Consider the following 15538-nt stretch of genomic DNA (forward strand, 5'->3'; position numbering starts at 1 on the left):
CCGTGCGCCTCCGTCCCCGGAACGGGTCCCCGCGGCCGTGGTCGCTGCGGACACGGCTCGTGGTCTCCGCCGTCGCGCTGATCGCGGTCGTCGCGGCCGTCATCGGCGCGGTCACCACCATCGCGTACCGCTCCTACCTCTACGACCGGGCCGACGAGCAGCTCACCGGCCTCGCCCAGCGGGCCGCCGGGCCGCCGGGAGCGCCGCTCGGCCCCGACCCGCTCCGCGGCCGTGAGCCGCTCGCCTTCCTCGGCACGCCGGGCTCGCCGATCGGCACGCTCGGCGCCGTCGTCGACGACGGGAAGGTCACCGAGGCCGGGTACTCGACGGAGGTGGCCGGCAGCGGTACGGGCGACGGACCCCGCTTCCCGGTCAGGGAGCTGGACGCGGCGCAGGAGAGCGCGCTCGCCGCCGTGCCCCGCGACAGCCGGGCGCACACCGTCGACCTCCCCGGCGGGCTCGGCTCGTACCGGGTCGTCTACACCGAGGGCGCCCACGGCGCCTTCCTCACCGGCATCCCGCTCACCGAGGTCGAGAACGCCCTCTCCACCCTCGTCCTCGTCGAGCTCAGCCTCACCGGCGCCTCCCTCGCCGCCGCCTCGCTCGCCGGGACGGTCCTCGTCCGGATCGCGCTGCGGCCGCTGCGCCGGGTCGCCGCCACCGCCGCCCAGGTCGCCCGGCTGCCGCTGCACAGCGGCGAGGTCGCGCTCCACCAGCGGGTGCCGGACGCCGAGGCCGATCCACGGACCGAGGTCGGACAGGTCGGCGCCGCCCTCAACCGGATGCTCGACCACGTCCACGCGGCCCTCGACGCCCGCCAGCAGAGCGAGACCCGGGTCCGGCAGTTCGTCGCCGACGCCAGCCACGAACTGCGCACCCCGCTCGCCTCCATCCGCGGCTACGCCGAACTCACCCGGCGCGGCCGGGAGGAGTGCGGCCCCGACACCCGGCACGCGCTCGGCCGGATCGAGTCCGAGGCGACCCGGATGACCGGACTGGTCGAGGACCTGCTGCTGCTCGCCCGGCTCGACGCCGGACGCCCCCTCTCGAACGAGACCACCGACCTGGTCCCGCTGGTCGTGGACGCCGTCGGGGACGCCCGCGCCGCCGGGCCCGACCACCACTGGCGCCTCGAACTGCCCGAGGACGGGCGGGAGACGGCGGTACGCGGCGATGCCGCCCGGCTCCAGCAGGTGCTGCTCAACCTGCTCGCCAACGCCCGCACCCACACCCCGCCCGGCACCACCGTCACCGCCCGCGTCCGGGGCGAGGGCGCGGCCGTCGTCGTCGAGGTCCAGGACGACGGGCCCGGCATCCCGCCCGGGCTGCTGCCCGCCGTCTTCGAGCGCTTCGCCCGCGGTGACGCCTCCCGCTCCCGGCAGGCCGGCTCCACCGGGCTCGGCCTCGCCATCGTGCGGGCCGTCGTCGCCGCCCACGGCGGCGAGGTGACCGTCGCGTCGGTCCCCGGACGGACGGTCTTCTCGGTGATCCTCCCGGCGGAGAAGGACCCCGTGGGCCCGCACTCACAGGCTGACCACAGGCTGATCACACAGCCGTGACAGCGGGCCCGTCGAGGGTCGTGGACATGCGAACCCACACCCTCGCGGGGCCCGCGACGCAGGCCCCCGGCACCCTCCCCGCCCGGGAGCACCTGCCGGTGAGCGAAGCGGGCCGGCCCGTTCTGGACGTGGTGATCCCCGTCTACAACGAGGAGAAGGACCTGGAGCCGTGCGTCCGCCGGCTCCACGCGCACCTCACGCGCACCTTCCCGTACGGCTTCCGCGTCACCGTCGCCGACAATGCCTCCACCGACGCCACGCCCGCCATCGCCGCCGCCCTCGCCGCCGAGGTGCCCGAAGTGCGGTCCGTACGGCTCGAACAGAAGGGCCGCGGCCGGGCGCTGCGGACCGTGTGGTCGGCCTCCGACGCCCCCGTCCTCGCCTACATGGACGTGGACCTCTCCACCGACCTCAACGCGCTCCTCCCGCTGGTCGCGCCGCTCATCTCCGGCCACTCCGACCTGGCCATCGGCTCCCGGCTCGCCCGCTCCTCGCGGGTGGTGCGCGGGCCCAAGCGGGAGTTCGTCTCCCGCGCCTACAACCTGATCCTGCGCGGCTCGCTCGCCGCCCGCTTCTCCGACGCCCAGTGCGGCTTCAAGGCGATCCGGCGCGACGTCGCCGAGCGGCTGCTCCCGATGGTCGAGGACACCGGCTGGTTCTTCGACACCGAGATGCTCGTCCTCGCCGAGCGGGCCGGACTGCGGATCCATGAGGTGCCGGTCGACTGGATCGACGACCCCGACTCCACCGTGCACATCGTGAAGACCGCCACCGACGACCTGAAGGGCGTCTGGCGGGTCGGGAGGGCGCTCGCGACCGGCTCGCTGCCGCTGGACCGGCTCGCCCGGCCCTTCGGCGACGACCCGCGCGACCGCGAGCTCTCCGGGGTGCCCGGCGGACTCGCCCGCCAGCTCGTCGGCTTCTGCGTCGTCGGCGTGCTCTCCACCCTCTTCTACCTCGCGCTCTACTCCCTCTTCCGGCTCGGCACCGGCGCCCAGCTCGCCAACGCCGCCGCCCTCCTCCTCTCCGCCGTCGCCAACACGGCCGCCAACCGCCGGCTCACCTTCGGCGTCCGGGGCCGCGACCGGGCCGTCCGCCACCAGGCGCAGGGGCTCGTCGTCTTCGCCATCGGCCTCGCCCTGACCAGCGGCTCCCTCGCGGCGCTCGGCGCGGCCACCGGCGACCCGGCGCACTCCACCGAACTCGCCGTGCTCGTCGTCGCCAACCTCGCCGCGACCGTGCTCCGCTTCCTGCTCTTCCGGCTCTGGGTCTTCCCGGACCGCCGACACCCCACGGGGGACCCCCGATGACCGCCCTCACCCCGCCCGTGAACCCACCCGCGCCCCCGGCCGCGCACGCCGGCCCCCGCGCCCCCGGCCGGCTCGCCCGGCTGTGGCGCGGCCGTCCCGACGACGCCCCCTGGGTGCGCCCGGCCTTCCTCGGCCTGCTCGCCGTCACCACCGCGCTCTACCTGTGGAACCTGACCGCGTCCGGCTACGCCAACTCCTTCTACTCGGCGGCCGTCCAGGCCGGCGGCGAGAGCTGGAAGGCCTTCTTCTTCGGCTCGCTCGACGCCGCGAACGCCATCACCGTCGACAAGCCGCCGGCCGCGCTCTGGCCGATGGCGCTCTCCGTCCGCCTCTTCGGCCTCGGCTCCTGGCAGATCCTGCTGCCCGAGGTGCTCATGGGCGTGGGCACGGTCGCCGTGCTGTACGCGGCCGTCCGCCGCCGCTTCGGCGCGGGCGCCGGCCTGATCGCGGGCACGGTCCTCGCGCTCACCCCGGTCGCCGCGCTCATGTTCCGCTTCAACAACCCGGACGCGCTGCTCGCCCTGCTCATGACCGTGGCCGCGTACGCGGTGCTGCGGGCCCTGGAGTCGGCCGAGGGCGGGACGAAGTGGCTGGTCGCGGCCGGGGTCGCGTTCGGTTTCGCCTTCCTGGCGAAGACGCTCCAGGCCTTCCTGATCCTGCCGCCGCTCGCGCTCGTGTACGCCGTCTGCGCGCCCGGCCGGCCGCTGAAGCGGTTCGGCCGGCTGGGCCTCGCCGGGCTCGCGCTGATCGTCTCCGGCGGCTGGTGGGTGGCGCTCGTCGAGCTCTGGCCGGCGGCCTCGCGCCCGTACGTCGGCGGCTCGCAGAACAACAGCTTCCTGGAGCTGACCTTCGGCTACAACGGCCTCGGCCGGATCAACGGCGACGAGGTCGGCAGCGTCGGCGGCGGGGGCGGACCCGGCGGCGGACAGGGCGGCCGCTGGGGCGAGACCGGGCTGCTGCGGATGTTCAACGACTCCATCGGAGGCCAGATCTCCTGGCTGCTCCCGGCCGCGCTGCTGCTGCTCGTCGCCGGACTCGTCGTCACCTGGCGGGCGCCGCGCACGGACACGGCCCGGGCCGCGTTCCTCGTGTGGGGCGGCTCGCTGCTGATGACCCTCGGCGTCTTCAGCTTCATGGCAGGCATCTTCCACGAGTACTACACGGTTGCCCTGGCCCCGTACCTCGCCGCCCTCGTCGGCATGGGCGCGGCGGTGCTGTGGGAGGAGCGGACCCGGATCGCTGCCTCGGCGACGCTCGCGGCCGCGGTCGGCGTGACGGCCTGGTGGTCCTGGACGCTCCTTGGCCGTACGCCGGACTACCTCCCGTGGCTGCGCTGGACCGTGCTCGTCGCGGGCGCGGTGGCCGCGCTCGGCCTGCTCGCCGCGGGCCGGGTCGACCGGCGCCTGGGCCTGGCGGCGGCGGGCCTCGGCCTGGCCGCGGGCCTCGCGGCCCCGTTCGCGTACACCCTGGAGACGCTCTCCACCGGCCACCAGGGCTCCATCGTCACGGCGGGCCCTGCGGGCGCCGGCTTCGGCGGCCGGGGCCCGGGCGGCGGCCGCGGGTTCCCGGGCGGCGGCGAACTCCCCGCCGGGACGCAGCGGACGGACGGCGGCGGCCGGGGCGCGGACGGCGGCGGCCAGGCGGGCGGCGCACAGCCTCCCAACGGCATGCAGCCCCCGAACGGCATGCAGCCCCCGAACGGCTTCCCCGGCGGTGGTCAGGCCCAGGGCGGTCAGCAGCCCCCCACGGGCGGGACCGGTCGGATGCCGGCTTTCGGCGAGCGCGGCGGCATGGGCGGGCTGCTCAACGGCGCCTCCGTCGGTGCCGAGGCCAAGGCGAAGCTGCTCCAGGACGCCGACGCGTACACCTGGGCCGCCGCGGCCGTCGGCGCGCAGAACGCGGCCAGTTACCAGCTCGCCACCGAGAAGCCGGTCATGGCGATCGGCGGCTTCAACGGCAGCGACCCGTCTCCGACCCTCGCCCAGTTCAAGCAGTACGTCGCCGAAGGCCGGATCCACTACTTCATCGGAGGCGGCGGAGGCGGAGGCGGCATGGGCGGCGGCATGGGCGGCGGCTCCGAGATCAGCACCTGGGTCCAGGAGAACTTCACCGCCACCACCGTCGGCGACACCACCTTCTACGACCTGACCGCGCCCGCGTAGAAAAGCGCTATACAGCGTACGAGAGCTCCTATACGGTGTACGAGACCCCGACCTCGTACACCGTATAAGGAGTGCTCATGACGGCCACGCCCACGGCCACGCCGACGGCCACAGGCGGCCATCCCCAGCGCTGGCTGATCCTCGGCGTCATCTGTCTCGCCCAGCTCACCGTGCTCCTCGACAACACCGTCCTCAGCGTCGCCATCCCCTCGCTGACCACCGAGCTCCACGCCTCCACCAGCGACATCCAGTGGATGATCAACGCCTACTCGCTCGTCCAGTCCGGCCTGCTCCTGACGGCGGGCAACGCCGCCGACCGCTACGGCCGCAAGAAGCTGCTCGCCGTCGGACTCGCCCTCTTCGGCCTCGGCTCGCTCGCCGCCGGCCTCGCCGGCTCCACCGCGCAGCTGATCGCCGCCCGCGCGGGCATGGGCGTCGGCGGCGCGCTCCTGATGACCACCACCCTCGCCGTCGTCATGCAGATCTTCGACGACTCCGAGCGCGTGAAGGCCATCGCCCTCTGGGCCACCGTCAGCTCGCTCGGCTTCGCCGCGGGCCCGCTGATCGGCGGCGTGATCCTCGACCACTTCTGGTGGGGGATGATCTTCCTGATCAACATCCCGGTGGCCGTGATCGGCCTGGTCGCCGTGGTCAGGCTCGTCCCCGAGTCGAAGAACCCCCAGGGGGACCGCCCGGACCTGCTCGGCGCGCTGCTCTCCACCATCGGCATGACCGCCGCCGTGTACGCGATCATCACCGGCCCCGAGCACGGCTGGACCTCCACCGAGGTGCTGGTCCCGGCCGCGATCGGCGTCGTCGTGCTCGCCGCCTTCGCGCTGTGGGAGCTGCGGACCCCGTATCCGATGCTCGACATGCACTTCTTCCGCAACCAGAAGTTCGTGGGCGCGGTCGCCGGCGCGATCCTGGTGATGTTCGGGATGGGCGGCTCGCTGTTCCTGCTCACCCAGCACCTTCAGTTCGTGCTCGGCTACGCGCCGCTGGAGGCCGGTCTGCGGATGGCGCCGCTCGCGCTGACCGTGGTCGTCCTCAACCTCAGCGGCGTCGGCCCGCGGATCGTGATGAAGCTCGGCACCCCGCTCACCGTCACGGTCGGCATGACGCTGGTCGCCGCCGGTCTCGCGTCGATCGCCCTGATCGGCGGCGGCACGGACGGCACCTACTGGGGCATGCTGCTCGGCCTGGTCCTGATGGGCGTCGGCCTCGCGGTCTCCAACCCGGCCATGGCCAACGCGATCATGAGCGCGATCCCGCCGGAGAAGGCCGGTGTGGGCGCGGGCGTCAACGGCACCCTCGCCGAGTTCGGCAACGGCCTCGGCGTCGCCGTCCTCGGCGCCGTCCTCAACGCCCGCTTCGCCGCCCTCGTCACCGTCACCGCCACCTCGCTCCCGGCGGCTCTCGCGGCGGCCGGCGACGACGCCGAACGGGCGCGGATCTCCGACGCCTTCGCCTCGGGGCTCCAGACCAGCCAGCTGGTCGGCGCGATCGCCGTCCTCGTCGGCGGCCTCCTCGCCGCCTTCCTGCTGAGGCGGGCGGAGCGGACGGAGCAGCCCGTGGCGGCCGAGCCCGTCGTCGCTGCCTAGCATGGTGGCGACTGCCGACGGACGGAGTACGAGCATGGTCAAGGCCGCGGACCGGACCAAGAACCCGACGAGCTCCAGCGTCTGGCTGGAGCAGCGGGCCGCCCGCAGCGGCGGCGGCCCCGCCGGGCTCGACCGGGACCGGATCGTGGCCGCCTCGGTGCGGATGCTCGACCGGGACGGGCTCGCCAAGCTGTCGATGCGGCGGCTCGCGGCGGAGCTCGGCGTCACCGCGATGTCCCTGTACTGGTACGTGGACACCAAGGACGACATCATCGAGTACGCGATCGACACCGTGTACGCGGAGATCGACCTGGACGCGGTCGCCGCCGGGGCCGACTGGCGCGAGCGGCTCCGGACGCTCGCCCTGCACTACCGGCGGATGCTGGTCCGCCACCCCTGGATGTCGCCGTGCGCGGGCCAGTACCTGAACATCGGGCCGCACGCGATCGCCGTCGGCGGGAAGATCCAGGAGGCCGTCCGGGAGACCGGGCTGCCGCTGAGCGGCCAGCCGGGCGCGATGTCGGCGGTCTTCCAGTTCGTGTACGGCTACGGCACGATCGAGTCGCAGTTCGAGCGGCGGGCGGCCGAGGCGGGCATGACGCAGGACGACTTCTACACCGGCTCCGTCGCCGCCTTCCGCGAGGACCCGCAGTTCCGCGAGGCGCTGGAGCCGATGACCGATATCCTCGACGAGCGGGCCTCGCACGGCTCCGTCACGACCATCTGGGAGCGGGACTTCGCCTACGCCCTGGACATCCTGGTCGCCGGCATCGAGGCGATGGTGGCCCGCGAGGCCGCGGGGGCACCGGAAGCATGACGAAGCGGCGGGCCGTCCCCTGCCCGCCGCTCCGTCCTGACCCGGCCGCGCCTCCGCTCGAAGCGCGGCCGGGAGTCCGTTACGCCTCCTCGGGCGTGACCGTGCTGCTCTTCAGCGCGACCTCCTTGATGAAGAGCGTCACCAGGAAGGCCAGCAGCGCGAACGGCGCCGCGTAGAGGAAGACGTCGCCGACGCCGTGTCCGTACGCGCTCTCGAAGACGGTGCGGATCGGGGCGGGCAGCGTGTCCATGTCGGGGATGGCGCCGCCGGGGCCGCCCTGGCCCATCGCCGACGCGGCCTTCGGGCCGAGCTCCGCGATGCCCTCCTTCACGTAGTCCGTGACCCGGTGCGCCATGACCGCGCCGAGCGCCGAGACGCCGATCGCGCCGCCGAGGGAGCGGAAGAAGGTGACGACGGAGGAGGCGGCGCCGAGGTCGGCGGGGGCGACCTGGTTCTGCGTGCAGAGCACCAGGTTCTGCATCATCATGCCGATGCCCAGGCCGAGCACCGCCATGAAGAGGGCGATGTGCCAGTACGGGGTGTCGTACCGCAGGGTGCCGAGGAGGCCGAGGCCCGCGGCGGCGAGCGCGCCGCCGCTGATCAGCCAGGCCTTCCAGCGGCCGGTCTTGGTGATGATCAGGCCGGAGGCCGTCGAGGAGACGAAGAGGCCGGCGATCATCGGGATGGTGAGGACGCCGGACATGGTCGGCGACTCGTTGCGGGCCAGCTGGAAGTACTGGCTGAAGAAGACCGTGCCGGCGAACATCGCGACGCCGACGAAGAGCGAGGCGAGCGAGGCGAGCGTGATGGTCCGGTTGCGGAAGAGCCGCAGCGGGATGATCGGCTCGGAGGCCTTCGACTCGACGAGCACGAAGAGCGCGCCGAGCAGGACCGATCCGCCGACCATGGCGGCGGTCTGCCAGGACATCCAGTCGTACTTGTCGCCGGCGAAGGTGACCCAGACGAGGAGCAGGGAGACGGCGGCGCTGATGAAGAAGGCGCCGGCCCAGTCGACCTTGACCTCGCGCTTCACGGTCGGCAGCTTGAGGGTCTTCTGCAGGACGACCAGGGCGAGCAGCGCGAACGGCACGCCGACGTAGAAGCACCAGCGCCAGCCGAGCCACTCGGTGTCGGTGATGACGCCGCCGAGCAGCGGGCCGCCGACGGTGGCGACGGCGAAGACCGCGCCGAGGTAGCCGCTGTAGCGACCGCGCTCACGGGGGGCGATCATCGCGGCGAGGATGACCTGGGAGAGGGCGGTGAGACCGCCGACGCCGATGCCCTGGACCACGCGGCAGGCGATCAGCATCCCGGTGGACTGGGAGAGACCCGCGACGACCGAGCCCGCCACGTAGATGGTCAGGGCTATCTGGATGAGCAGCTTCTTGGAGAAGAGGTCGGCCAGCTTGCCCCAGAGCGGGGTGGTGGCGGTCATCGACAGCAGGGTCGCGGTGACGACCCAGGTGTAGGCGGACTGGCCGCCCTCCAGGTCGGTGATGATCTGCGGGAGGGCGTTGGAGACGATCGTCGAGGAGAGGATGGCGACGAACATGCCGAGCAGCAGCCCGGAGAGCGCCTCCATGATCTGACGGTGTGTCATCGGAGCCGCGGGGCCTCCGGTCTCGGCGGCCGGGGCGCCCCGCACACCGGTGTCGGGTGTGGTCGTAGCCATGAAGTGGGATTCCTCTGGTTGCGAGCGTGGTCAGGGTGGTCGGGCAGGCTCACGCGCGGTCGGCGTGGTCAGGCGTGGGTGGCCCGGCAGTCCCCGAAGGAGTCGCGGAGTCGGGCGAGCAGGGTGGTGAGCAGTGCGACGTCGTCGTCGGACCACTCCGCGAGGTAGTGGGTGAAGGCTTCGGTCACCCGGCGGTCGAGCTCGGTGAGCATCGCGAAGCCCTCGGGGCTCAGCCGCAGGATGCGGGAGCGCCCGTCGTCGGGGTCGGGCAGCCGCTCGACCCAGCCGCGCGAGACGGTGTGCGCGACGTGGCGGCTGCAGACGGACATGTCCACGGCCATCAGCTCGGCCAGCCGGCTGGTCCGCATGTCCCCGTGGTGCTTGAGCATGGCGAGGACGGCGGCGGCGCCGCCCTGGCAGTCGCCGGGCAGGACGCGGGCGACGCCGCGCTTCACGGCCCCGATCGCGCTGATGGCGCGGGCGAGATCCTCGTAGCGGCTGCTGTTCGGCTCCACGAGACGCTCCACGGCACCGCACCCCTTCCAACTTGTTGCTTAGGGCAACCATAAAGATGGATGGTTGCTCCAGGCAAACTAAATCGGTCAAACGGTGCTAAAGAATCGGCAAAGCGGAGGCGAGGTGGAGGTCGGGGTGCGGCGGGGTGCCGGGGCTTGGGCCCTTCACCCCGCTTTCGCTAGGGTCCTGGCCCATGGCACACAACCCGCAAGCACCGTACGGCCAGGGCGCCCAGGGCCCCGAGGGCTACGACCCCGCCGGCAGCACCCAGATGTTCCGCGCCTTCGTCGACGAGGGCCCCCAGCACCAGCCGCAGCAGGCCGCGACCGTCTCGGCGGGCGGCCCGCGCCTCGGCGTGATCGCCGGCGTGATCGGCGCGATCGTGGTGGTGGCGGCGGTCGTCTGGCTCGCCGTCTCCTGACCCGCGTTCCCCCGGTACGACGGAGGGGGCCGGTTCCGTATCCGTACGGGACCGGCCCCCTCCGTCGTTCCTCACCCCTGTACGGCGTCCAGCGCCGGGGCGAGGATCCCGAAGGCCTCGGTGATCAGCGCGAGCGGATCGGCGCCCCGGCCCCCGCCGCTCCCCGCGCCCCCGTTCTCCCCGCTCCCGCTCCCGCTCCCGCTCCCGCTTCCGCTCCCCGCGCCCCCGTTCTCCCCGCTCCCGCTTCCGCTGCCCGCGTCCTGGCTCCACCGGGAGAGCACCGTCTCGAAGGCGGTGAGCGCCATGCCCGCCGCGAGCGGCGGGTACAGGCCTGCCGGGTCGAGCCCGAGCCGGGCCGCCAGCTCCGCGGCAAGCTCCTCCCGCCAGCCGGCCTCGTGCTCCAGGAGGCGGGCGAACAGCGCGGGCGTCCCCAGGATCAGCCGGACCACGGGGAGGGTCCGCTCGGGGTGGTCGCCGCAGGCGGCGAGCGGCACGGAGACCGCGTGCAGCAGCGCGGCCGAGGGGCGCTCCCCGGCCGGCCGGGCGGCCAGCGCCGCCCGCATGTCGGCGCCCATCCCGGCCAGGAACTGGACGACCACGTCCTCCTTGGAGGCGAAGTAGCGGAAGAAGGTCCGCTTCGAGACCCCGGCGGCGGTCGCGACCTCGTCGACGGTGACGGCCTCGAAGCCCTTGTGCGCGAAGAGCTGGAGCGCGGTCTCGGTCAGCTCGGTGGCGACGAGCTGACGCTTGCGCTGGGCGAGCGTCGAGGCACGCGGGACGGGAGCGGCGGGGGCCGGGGCGCCGGGCGCGGGGGCCGGGGTGCGGGACGCGGATGGGGTGCTCACCCGACCGATGCTAACGCGGTGACGTCCATGACATCACCCGCCATGTTTGACACCGAGTGACACGCACGGCAATGTGTGTCGCATGAGTCGAACGCGCACCCCACACTGGACCGCCGACGCCATCCCGGACCTCACCGGCCGGATCCACGTCGTCACCGGGGCCACCAGCGGCCTCGGCCTCGCGACCACCCGCGCCCTCGCCCTGCGGGGCGGCCGGGTGATCCTCGCCGTAAGGGACGAGGAGAAGGGCCGGCGGACCGTCGCCGCGCTCACCGCCGACGGCGTCCCCCCGGACCTCCTGACCGTCCGCCGCGTCGACCTCGCCGACCTCGACTCGGTGCGCGCCTTCGCCGAGGGCGTGCGCGCCGACCATCCGCGCCTCGACGTCCTCGTGAACAACGCGGGCGTCATGGGCCCGCCCCACACGCTGAGCGCCCAGGGCCACGAGCTCCAGTTCGCCGCCAACCACCTCGGCCACTTCGCCCTCACCGGCCTGCTGCTCGACCGCCTGCCGGCCGACGGCCGGGTGGTCACGGTCAGCTCGCTGATGCACCGGCGGGGCACCCTCCCCCTCGCCGACCCCGCCGACCCCGCCGCCCTCACCGGCGCGCGCGACTACGCCCCGATGCCCTTCTACAGCCGGTCGAAGCTGGCCAACGCGGTCTTCGGTCACGAACTGCACCGTCGGCTCACCGCCGTCGGCAGCGGGGTCCGCAGCATCCTCGCCCACCCCGGCTACACCGCGACCGGCCTCCAGACCCGGGACATCACCGGCTTCTCCCGGTTCTTCTACAGCCGGATCGGCAACCCGCTGCTCGCCCAGCGCCCGGAGCGCGGCGTCCTGCCCCAGCTCTACGCGGCGACCGCCCCGGACGCGGCCGGCGGCGACTTCATCGGCCCGGACGGCCTCGGCGAGCTCCGCGGCCACCCGACCCGGGTGGAACCCTCCGCCACGGCCGCCGACCCGGAGACGGGCCGCCGCCTCTGGGACCTCTCCGAGGAGCTGACGGGCGTCCGGTACGGGCTCACCGCCAGCTAGCGGTCACCTCGCGGGTCTCGACGCGCATGCCGAGCGGCACCCGCCAGGACTCCAGGCAGACCGTGTACGTCTGCTTCCGCGCCGCCCCGGCGGCGATCGGGGCCGGCAGCGGCTGGGTGGTCGTGACCGCGCCCCAGTCGACGCCGAGCGCGCCGATGACATGGGTCTCGAAGCCGACGGTGCCGGAGGTGGCGGGGGAGCCGCCGGTGTTCCGGAAGGTCACCGTGACCCGCTCGCACCAGCGCCGCTCCCCGTCGGCGGTGACCGGCGCGGAGACCGTGAGCACGGCGGGCCCGGGCGCGGGCGTCGGCGTGGAGGGCCGGGGCGAGGGAGGGGTGGGCGCGGGGGAGGTGGTCGGCGCGGCGGTGGTGCCGGGTGTGCCGGGCGTGGTGCCGGGGGTACGCGGCGGGGCCGCCGTCCCGCCGGACGAGGAGCCCCCGCCGGACGAGCCTCCGCCGGAGGAGCCGCCGGGCGGCGCCCCCGGTTCCGTACGCCCGCCGGAAGCCGACCCGGACCCGGAGGATCCGGCGCCCGGACCCGCGCCCGCGCCCGTATGCGTACCGGTGCCGGGCGACGGTGACGGCCCCGGTCCGTCCGGCGGTGCGTCCGGCGCCGGGGGCGGGGACGAGGTGCTGGAGGTGGTGCCGCTCGCCGTGGGGCTGTCCAGCGGGACCAGGGTGACCGCGCCCGAGGGGGCGACCGGGCCGCCGGGCGAGGGGCCGGCGCCGACCGCCGTGAATCCCTCGCCGTCTCCTCCGCCTCCGCACGCGGTGAGCGCTCCGCCGAGGCAGAGCGCCACCGCCACGAGTACCGGCTGCTTCCTGCGGCTCATGCGCCCCAGTGTGGCTGACATCACGTCAACAAGGGGCGGATTCGCGGAAGTCCGCCGGCTGCTCAGTCGGAGATCAGGCCCTCGCGGAGCTGTGCGAGGGTGCGGGTGAGCAGGCGCGAGACGTGCATCTGCGAGATGCCGACCTCCTCGCCGATCTGCGACTGGGTCATGTTCGCGAAGAAGCGGAGCATGATGATCTGCCGCTCCCGGGGCGGGAGTTTGGCGAGCAGCGGCTTCAGCGACTCGCGGTACTCGACGCCCTCCAGGGCCGCGTCCTCGTAGCCGAGGCGGTCCGCGAGGGAGCCCTCGCCGCCGTCGTCCTCCGGGGACGGGGAGTCGAGCGAGGATGCGGTGTAGGCGTTGCCCACCGCGAGGCCGTCGACGACGTCCTCCTCCGACACCCCGAGCACGGCGGCGAGTTCGGGCACGGTCGGCGAGCGGTCGAGCTTCTGCGCGAGCTCGTCGCTGGCCTTGGTGAGCGCGAGCCGCAGCTCCTGGAGCCGGCGCGGGACGCGCACCGACCACGAGGTGTCGCGGAAGAAGCGCTTGATCTCGCCGACGACCGTCGGCATGGCGAACGTCGGGAACTCCACGCCCCGTTCGCAGTCGAAGCGGTCGATCGCCTTGATCAGGCCGATGGTGCCGACCTGGACGATGTCCTCCATCGGCTCGTTGCGCGAGCGGAAGCGGGCCGCCGCGTACCGCACGAGCGGGAGGTTCAGCTCGATGAGGGTGTCGCGGACGTAGGTGCGCTCCGGGCTGTCCGCCGCGGCGCCCACGGCGTCGAGGGCGCGCAGCCGCAGGAACAGGGAGCGGGAGAGGGTGCGGGTGTCGAGGGCTTCCGGGGCGACGGTGGGTGCCGGGGGGAGGAGCGCTTCGCTCTCGGCCGCGGTCGTCGCCGTCGTCTGCGTGGGTACCGGCTCGGACACGAGGACCGGAACGGGCGTGAGCGTGAGCACCTTCGAGCTGCCCTGTTCTGCGGACATGCCACCCCCTTGAGGTCGCGGACGGTCGCGGTGGGGCCGCGACCATCGGAGGAACGCAGCTTCCACCTCAATACCGGCCGTGGGGCTGCGGCAAACGCGTCCCCAGCAGAATGTCACATGTCGGCAACACGCTGTAGTGACTTGTCGACAAGGAGGGGGCGCATATCCGCAGGAAACAAGGGGTGTACGGCAATTGGGGCGCCGTGGAACTGCTCCGAACCGGTCTACCCGTTCCGGTCATGCCTCGATTCTGTTTGCGGATCTCAGCCGGGCGAAGCTGCGGGCGAGGAGCCTTGACACGTGCATCTGCGAGACCCCGAGCTCCTGACTGATCTGAGACTGCGTCAAGTTGCTGTAGTAGCGCAGCATCAGGATCCGCTGCTCCCGCTCGGGCAGCTGGACGAGCAGGTGCCGGACCAGGTCGCGGTGCTCGACGCCGGCGAGCGCGGGGTCCTCGTAGCCGAGCCGGTCGAGCAGTCCGGGCAGCCCGTCGCCCTCCTGTGCCGCCTCCAGCGAGGTGGCGTGGTACGACCGTCCGGCCTCGATGCAGGCGAGCACCTCGTCCTCGCCGATCCGCAGCCGCTCGGCGATCTCGGCGGTGGTGGGGGAGCGGCCGTGCGCGGTCGTCAGGTCCTCGGTGGCGCCGTTCACCTGCACCCACAGCTCGTGGAGCCGGCGCGGCACGTGCACGGTGCGGACGTTGTCGCGGAAGTACCGCTTGATCTCGCCGACCACGGTCGGCATGGCGAAGGTCGGGAACTGCACGCCCCGGTCCGGGTCGAAGCGGTCGATCGCGTTGATCAGGCCGATGGTGCCGACCTGGACGACGTCCTCCATCGGCTCGTTGCGCGAGCGGAAGCGGGCCGCCGCGTAGCGCACGAGCGGCAGGTTGGCCTCGATGAGCGCCCCGCGCACCCGGTCGTGGTCGGGGGTGCCCGGTTCCATGTTCTTGAGCTGCCCGAAGAGCACCTGGGTGAGCGCCCTGGTGTCGGCGCCGCGGCTGCTCCGGTCCCGGGGCCGGGGGGTCTCCGGGGCTTCGCCCCCCTCGTGCTGGGGCGGGACCTGAGGCGCTGTACTGGCCGGCACGTTCACGCCACCCCTTTGGCTGGTGTAGCTGGTCGACTGGTCGTTCAACTACGGTCAACTCATCCGTCAAAAGCGGTCATAGCATCACAAGACATGTCCACTGTGTGCAAGCACCGCATAACCACGTGTTGAGGGCATGGTGGAGCAAAAAGCGGAGGCCAGAGGCGTGATGGGCGGAAACGCGCGAGACCCCCCGCCCGGACGGCGGGGGGTCTCGAAGGCGTACGGGGCCGAACGGCCCTGAGGGGGACCTAGAAGGGGTAGTCCGCGATCACCCAGGTGGAGAACTCGCGCCAGAGCGCGACGCCCGCCTGGTGCGCCGGGTGGTCGAGGTACCGCTGGAGCGCCTCCAGGTCCTCCACGGCCGAGTTGATCGCGAAGTCGTAGGCGATCGGCCGCTCCGACACGTTCCAGTCGCACTCCCAGAAGCGCAGCTCGGGGATCTGCCCGCCGAGGGCGCGGAAGGCCTCGACGCCGGCGACGACGCGCGGCTCGTCCCGCTCGACACCCTCGTCGAGCTTGAAGAGGACCAGATGGCGGATCACGAGGGCTCCTTAGGCTTGTTCCGTTTGTTGGCCATGGTGGCACGGAAGCCGACGATGCCGTTGCGGCCGTCCGCCAGGCGTCTGCAGGGCCAGGATTCCTGAATGATTATCACTCTATTTCCGATTCTTTTCCCATCGTCGGACTTA

Annotated in this window: 14 protein-coding genes; 7 read left to right on the forward strand and 7 right to left on the reverse strand. The window is 73.1% G+C overall.

Features of this window, described 5'->3' with window-relative positions:
• The first annotated feature begins 2 nt into the window (after positions 1 to 2).
• From AB0E19_RS24360 to AB0E19_RS24380, 5 genes are all read left to right on the forward strand, one after another.
• Positions 3 to 1559: a HAMP domain-containing sensor histidine kinase gene (locus AB0E19_RS24360; RefSeq protein WP_362183969.1), complete on the forward strand. Its 1557-nt coding sequence runs from the start codon at positions 3 to 5 to the stop codon at positions 1557 to 1559.
• Positions 1560 to 1585: 26 nt separating this feature from the next.
• The gene (locus AB0E19_RS24365) at positions 1586 to 2869 is read left to right on the forward strand and encodes a bifunctional glycosyltransferase family 2/GtrA family protein (RefSeq protein ID WP_362183972.1); all 1284 of its coding nucleotides are present in this window, start codon (positions 1586 to 1588) and stop codon (positions 2867 to 2869) included.
• Entirely contained in the window at positions 2866 to 5031 is a 2166-nt protein-coding gene (locus AB0E19_RS24370; RefSeq protein WP_362183975.1) for a glycosyltransferase family 39 protein, read from the forward strand. The genes AB0E19_RS24365 and AB0E19_RS24370 overlap by 4 nt, the downstream gene beginning before the upstream one ends.
• Positions 5032 to 5108: 77 nt before the next feature.
• Entirely contained in the window at positions 5109 to 6632 is a 1524-nt protein-coding gene (locus AB0E19_RS24375) for an MFS transporter (RefSeq protein WP_362183978.1), read from the forward strand.
• Positions 6633 to 6666: 34 nt separating this feature from the next.
• Positions 6667 to 7449: a TetR/AcrR family transcriptional regulator gene (locus tag AB0E19_RS24380; RefSeq protein WP_362183981.1), complete on the forward strand. Its 783-nt coding sequence runs from the start codon at positions 6667 to 6669 to the stop codon at positions 7447 to 7449.
• A 79-nt stretch (positions 7450 to 7528) separates the two neighbouring features.
• Here AB0E19_RS24380 and AB0E19_RS24385 read toward each other — a convergent pair whose 3' ends face one another.
• Together AB0E19_RS24385 and AB0E19_RS24390 are read right to left on the reverse strand one after the other, a co-directional pair.
• On the reverse strand, positions 7529 to 9121 hold the full coding sequence (locus AB0E19_RS24385) for an MDR family MFS transporter (RefSeq protein ID WP_362183984.1): 1593 nt from the start codon (positions 9119 to 9121) through the stop codon (positions 7529 to 7531).
• 68 nt (positions 9122 to 9189) lie between these two features.
• Positions 9190 to 9648, reverse strand: a complete 459-nt coding sequence (locus AB0E19_RS24390) for a MarR family transcriptional regulator (RefSeq protein ID WP_362183987.1) — start codon at positions 9646 to 9648, stop codon at positions 9190 to 9192.
• Between the two features lie 182 nt (positions 9649 to 9830).
• Between AB0E19_RS24390 and AB0E19_RS24395 the strand changes: the two genes are divergently transcribed.
• The gene (locus AB0E19_RS24395) at positions 9831 to 10058 is read left to right on the forward strand and encodes a hypothetical protein (protein WP_362183989.1); all 228 of its coding nucleotides are present in this window, start codon (positions 9831 to 9833) and stop codon (positions 10056 to 10058) included.
• A gap of 71 nt (positions 10059 to 10129) precedes the next feature.
• Here AB0E19_RS24395 and AB0E19_RS24400 read toward each other — a convergent pair whose 3' ends face one another.
• A complete protein-coding gene (locus tag AB0E19_RS24400; protein WP_362184276.1) occupies positions 10130 to 10783 on the reverse strand; it encodes a TetR family transcriptional regulator in 654 nt (217 codons plus the stop codon).
• Positions 10784 to 10985: 202 nt separating this feature from the next.
• On the opposite strand from AB0E19_RS24400, the gene AB0E19_RS24405 reads away from it, so the two are divergent.
• Entirely contained in the window at positions 10986 to 11942 is a 957-nt protein-coding gene (locus AB0E19_RS24405; RefSeq protein ID WP_362183992.1) for an oxidoreductase, read from the forward strand.
• Here AB0E19_RS24405 and AB0E19_RS24410 read toward each other — a convergent pair.
• The 4 genes from AB0E19_RS24410 to AB0E19_RS24425 form a co-directional block, all read right to left on the reverse strand.
• Positions 11929 to 12774 carry a hypothetical protein gene (locus tag AB0E19_RS24410; RefSeq protein ID WP_362183995.1) on the reverse strand — a complete coding sequence of 282 codons (846 nt, stop codon included), beginning with the start codon at positions 12772 to 12774 and terminating at the stop codon, positions 11929 to 11931. The two genes, AB0E19_RS24405 and AB0E19_RS24410, sit on opposite strands and share 14 nt — an antisense overlap.
• A 62-nt stretch (positions 12775 to 12836) precedes the next feature.
• The gene (locus AB0E19_RS24415; RefSeq protein ID WP_362183998.1) at positions 12837 to 13760 is read right to left on the reverse strand and encodes an RNA polymerase sigma factor SigF; all 924 of its coding nucleotides are present in this window, start codon (positions 13758 to 13760) and stop codon (positions 12837 to 12839) included.
• A 237-nt stretch (positions 13761 to 13997) separates the two neighbouring features.
• Positions 13998 to 14846, reverse strand: coding sequence for an RNA polymerase sigma factor SigF (locus AB0E19_RS24420; protein ID WP_362184001.1), 849 nt, complete (start codon positions 14844 to 14846; stop codon positions 13998 to 14000).
• Between the two features lie 251 nt (positions 14847 to 15097).
• A complete protein-coding gene (locus AB0E19_RS24425) occupies positions 15098 to 15391 on the reverse strand; it encodes a Dabb family protein (RefSeq protein ID WP_362184004.1) in 294 nt (97 codons plus the stop codon).
• Between the last annotated feature and the right edge of the window lie 147 nt (positions 15392 to 15538).

The sequence above is a fragment of the Streptomyces sp. NPDC047974 genome (assembly GCF_040653375.1).
Taxonomy (GTDB): Bacteria; Actinomycetota; Actinomycetes; order Streptomycetales; family Streptomycetaceae; genus Streptomyces.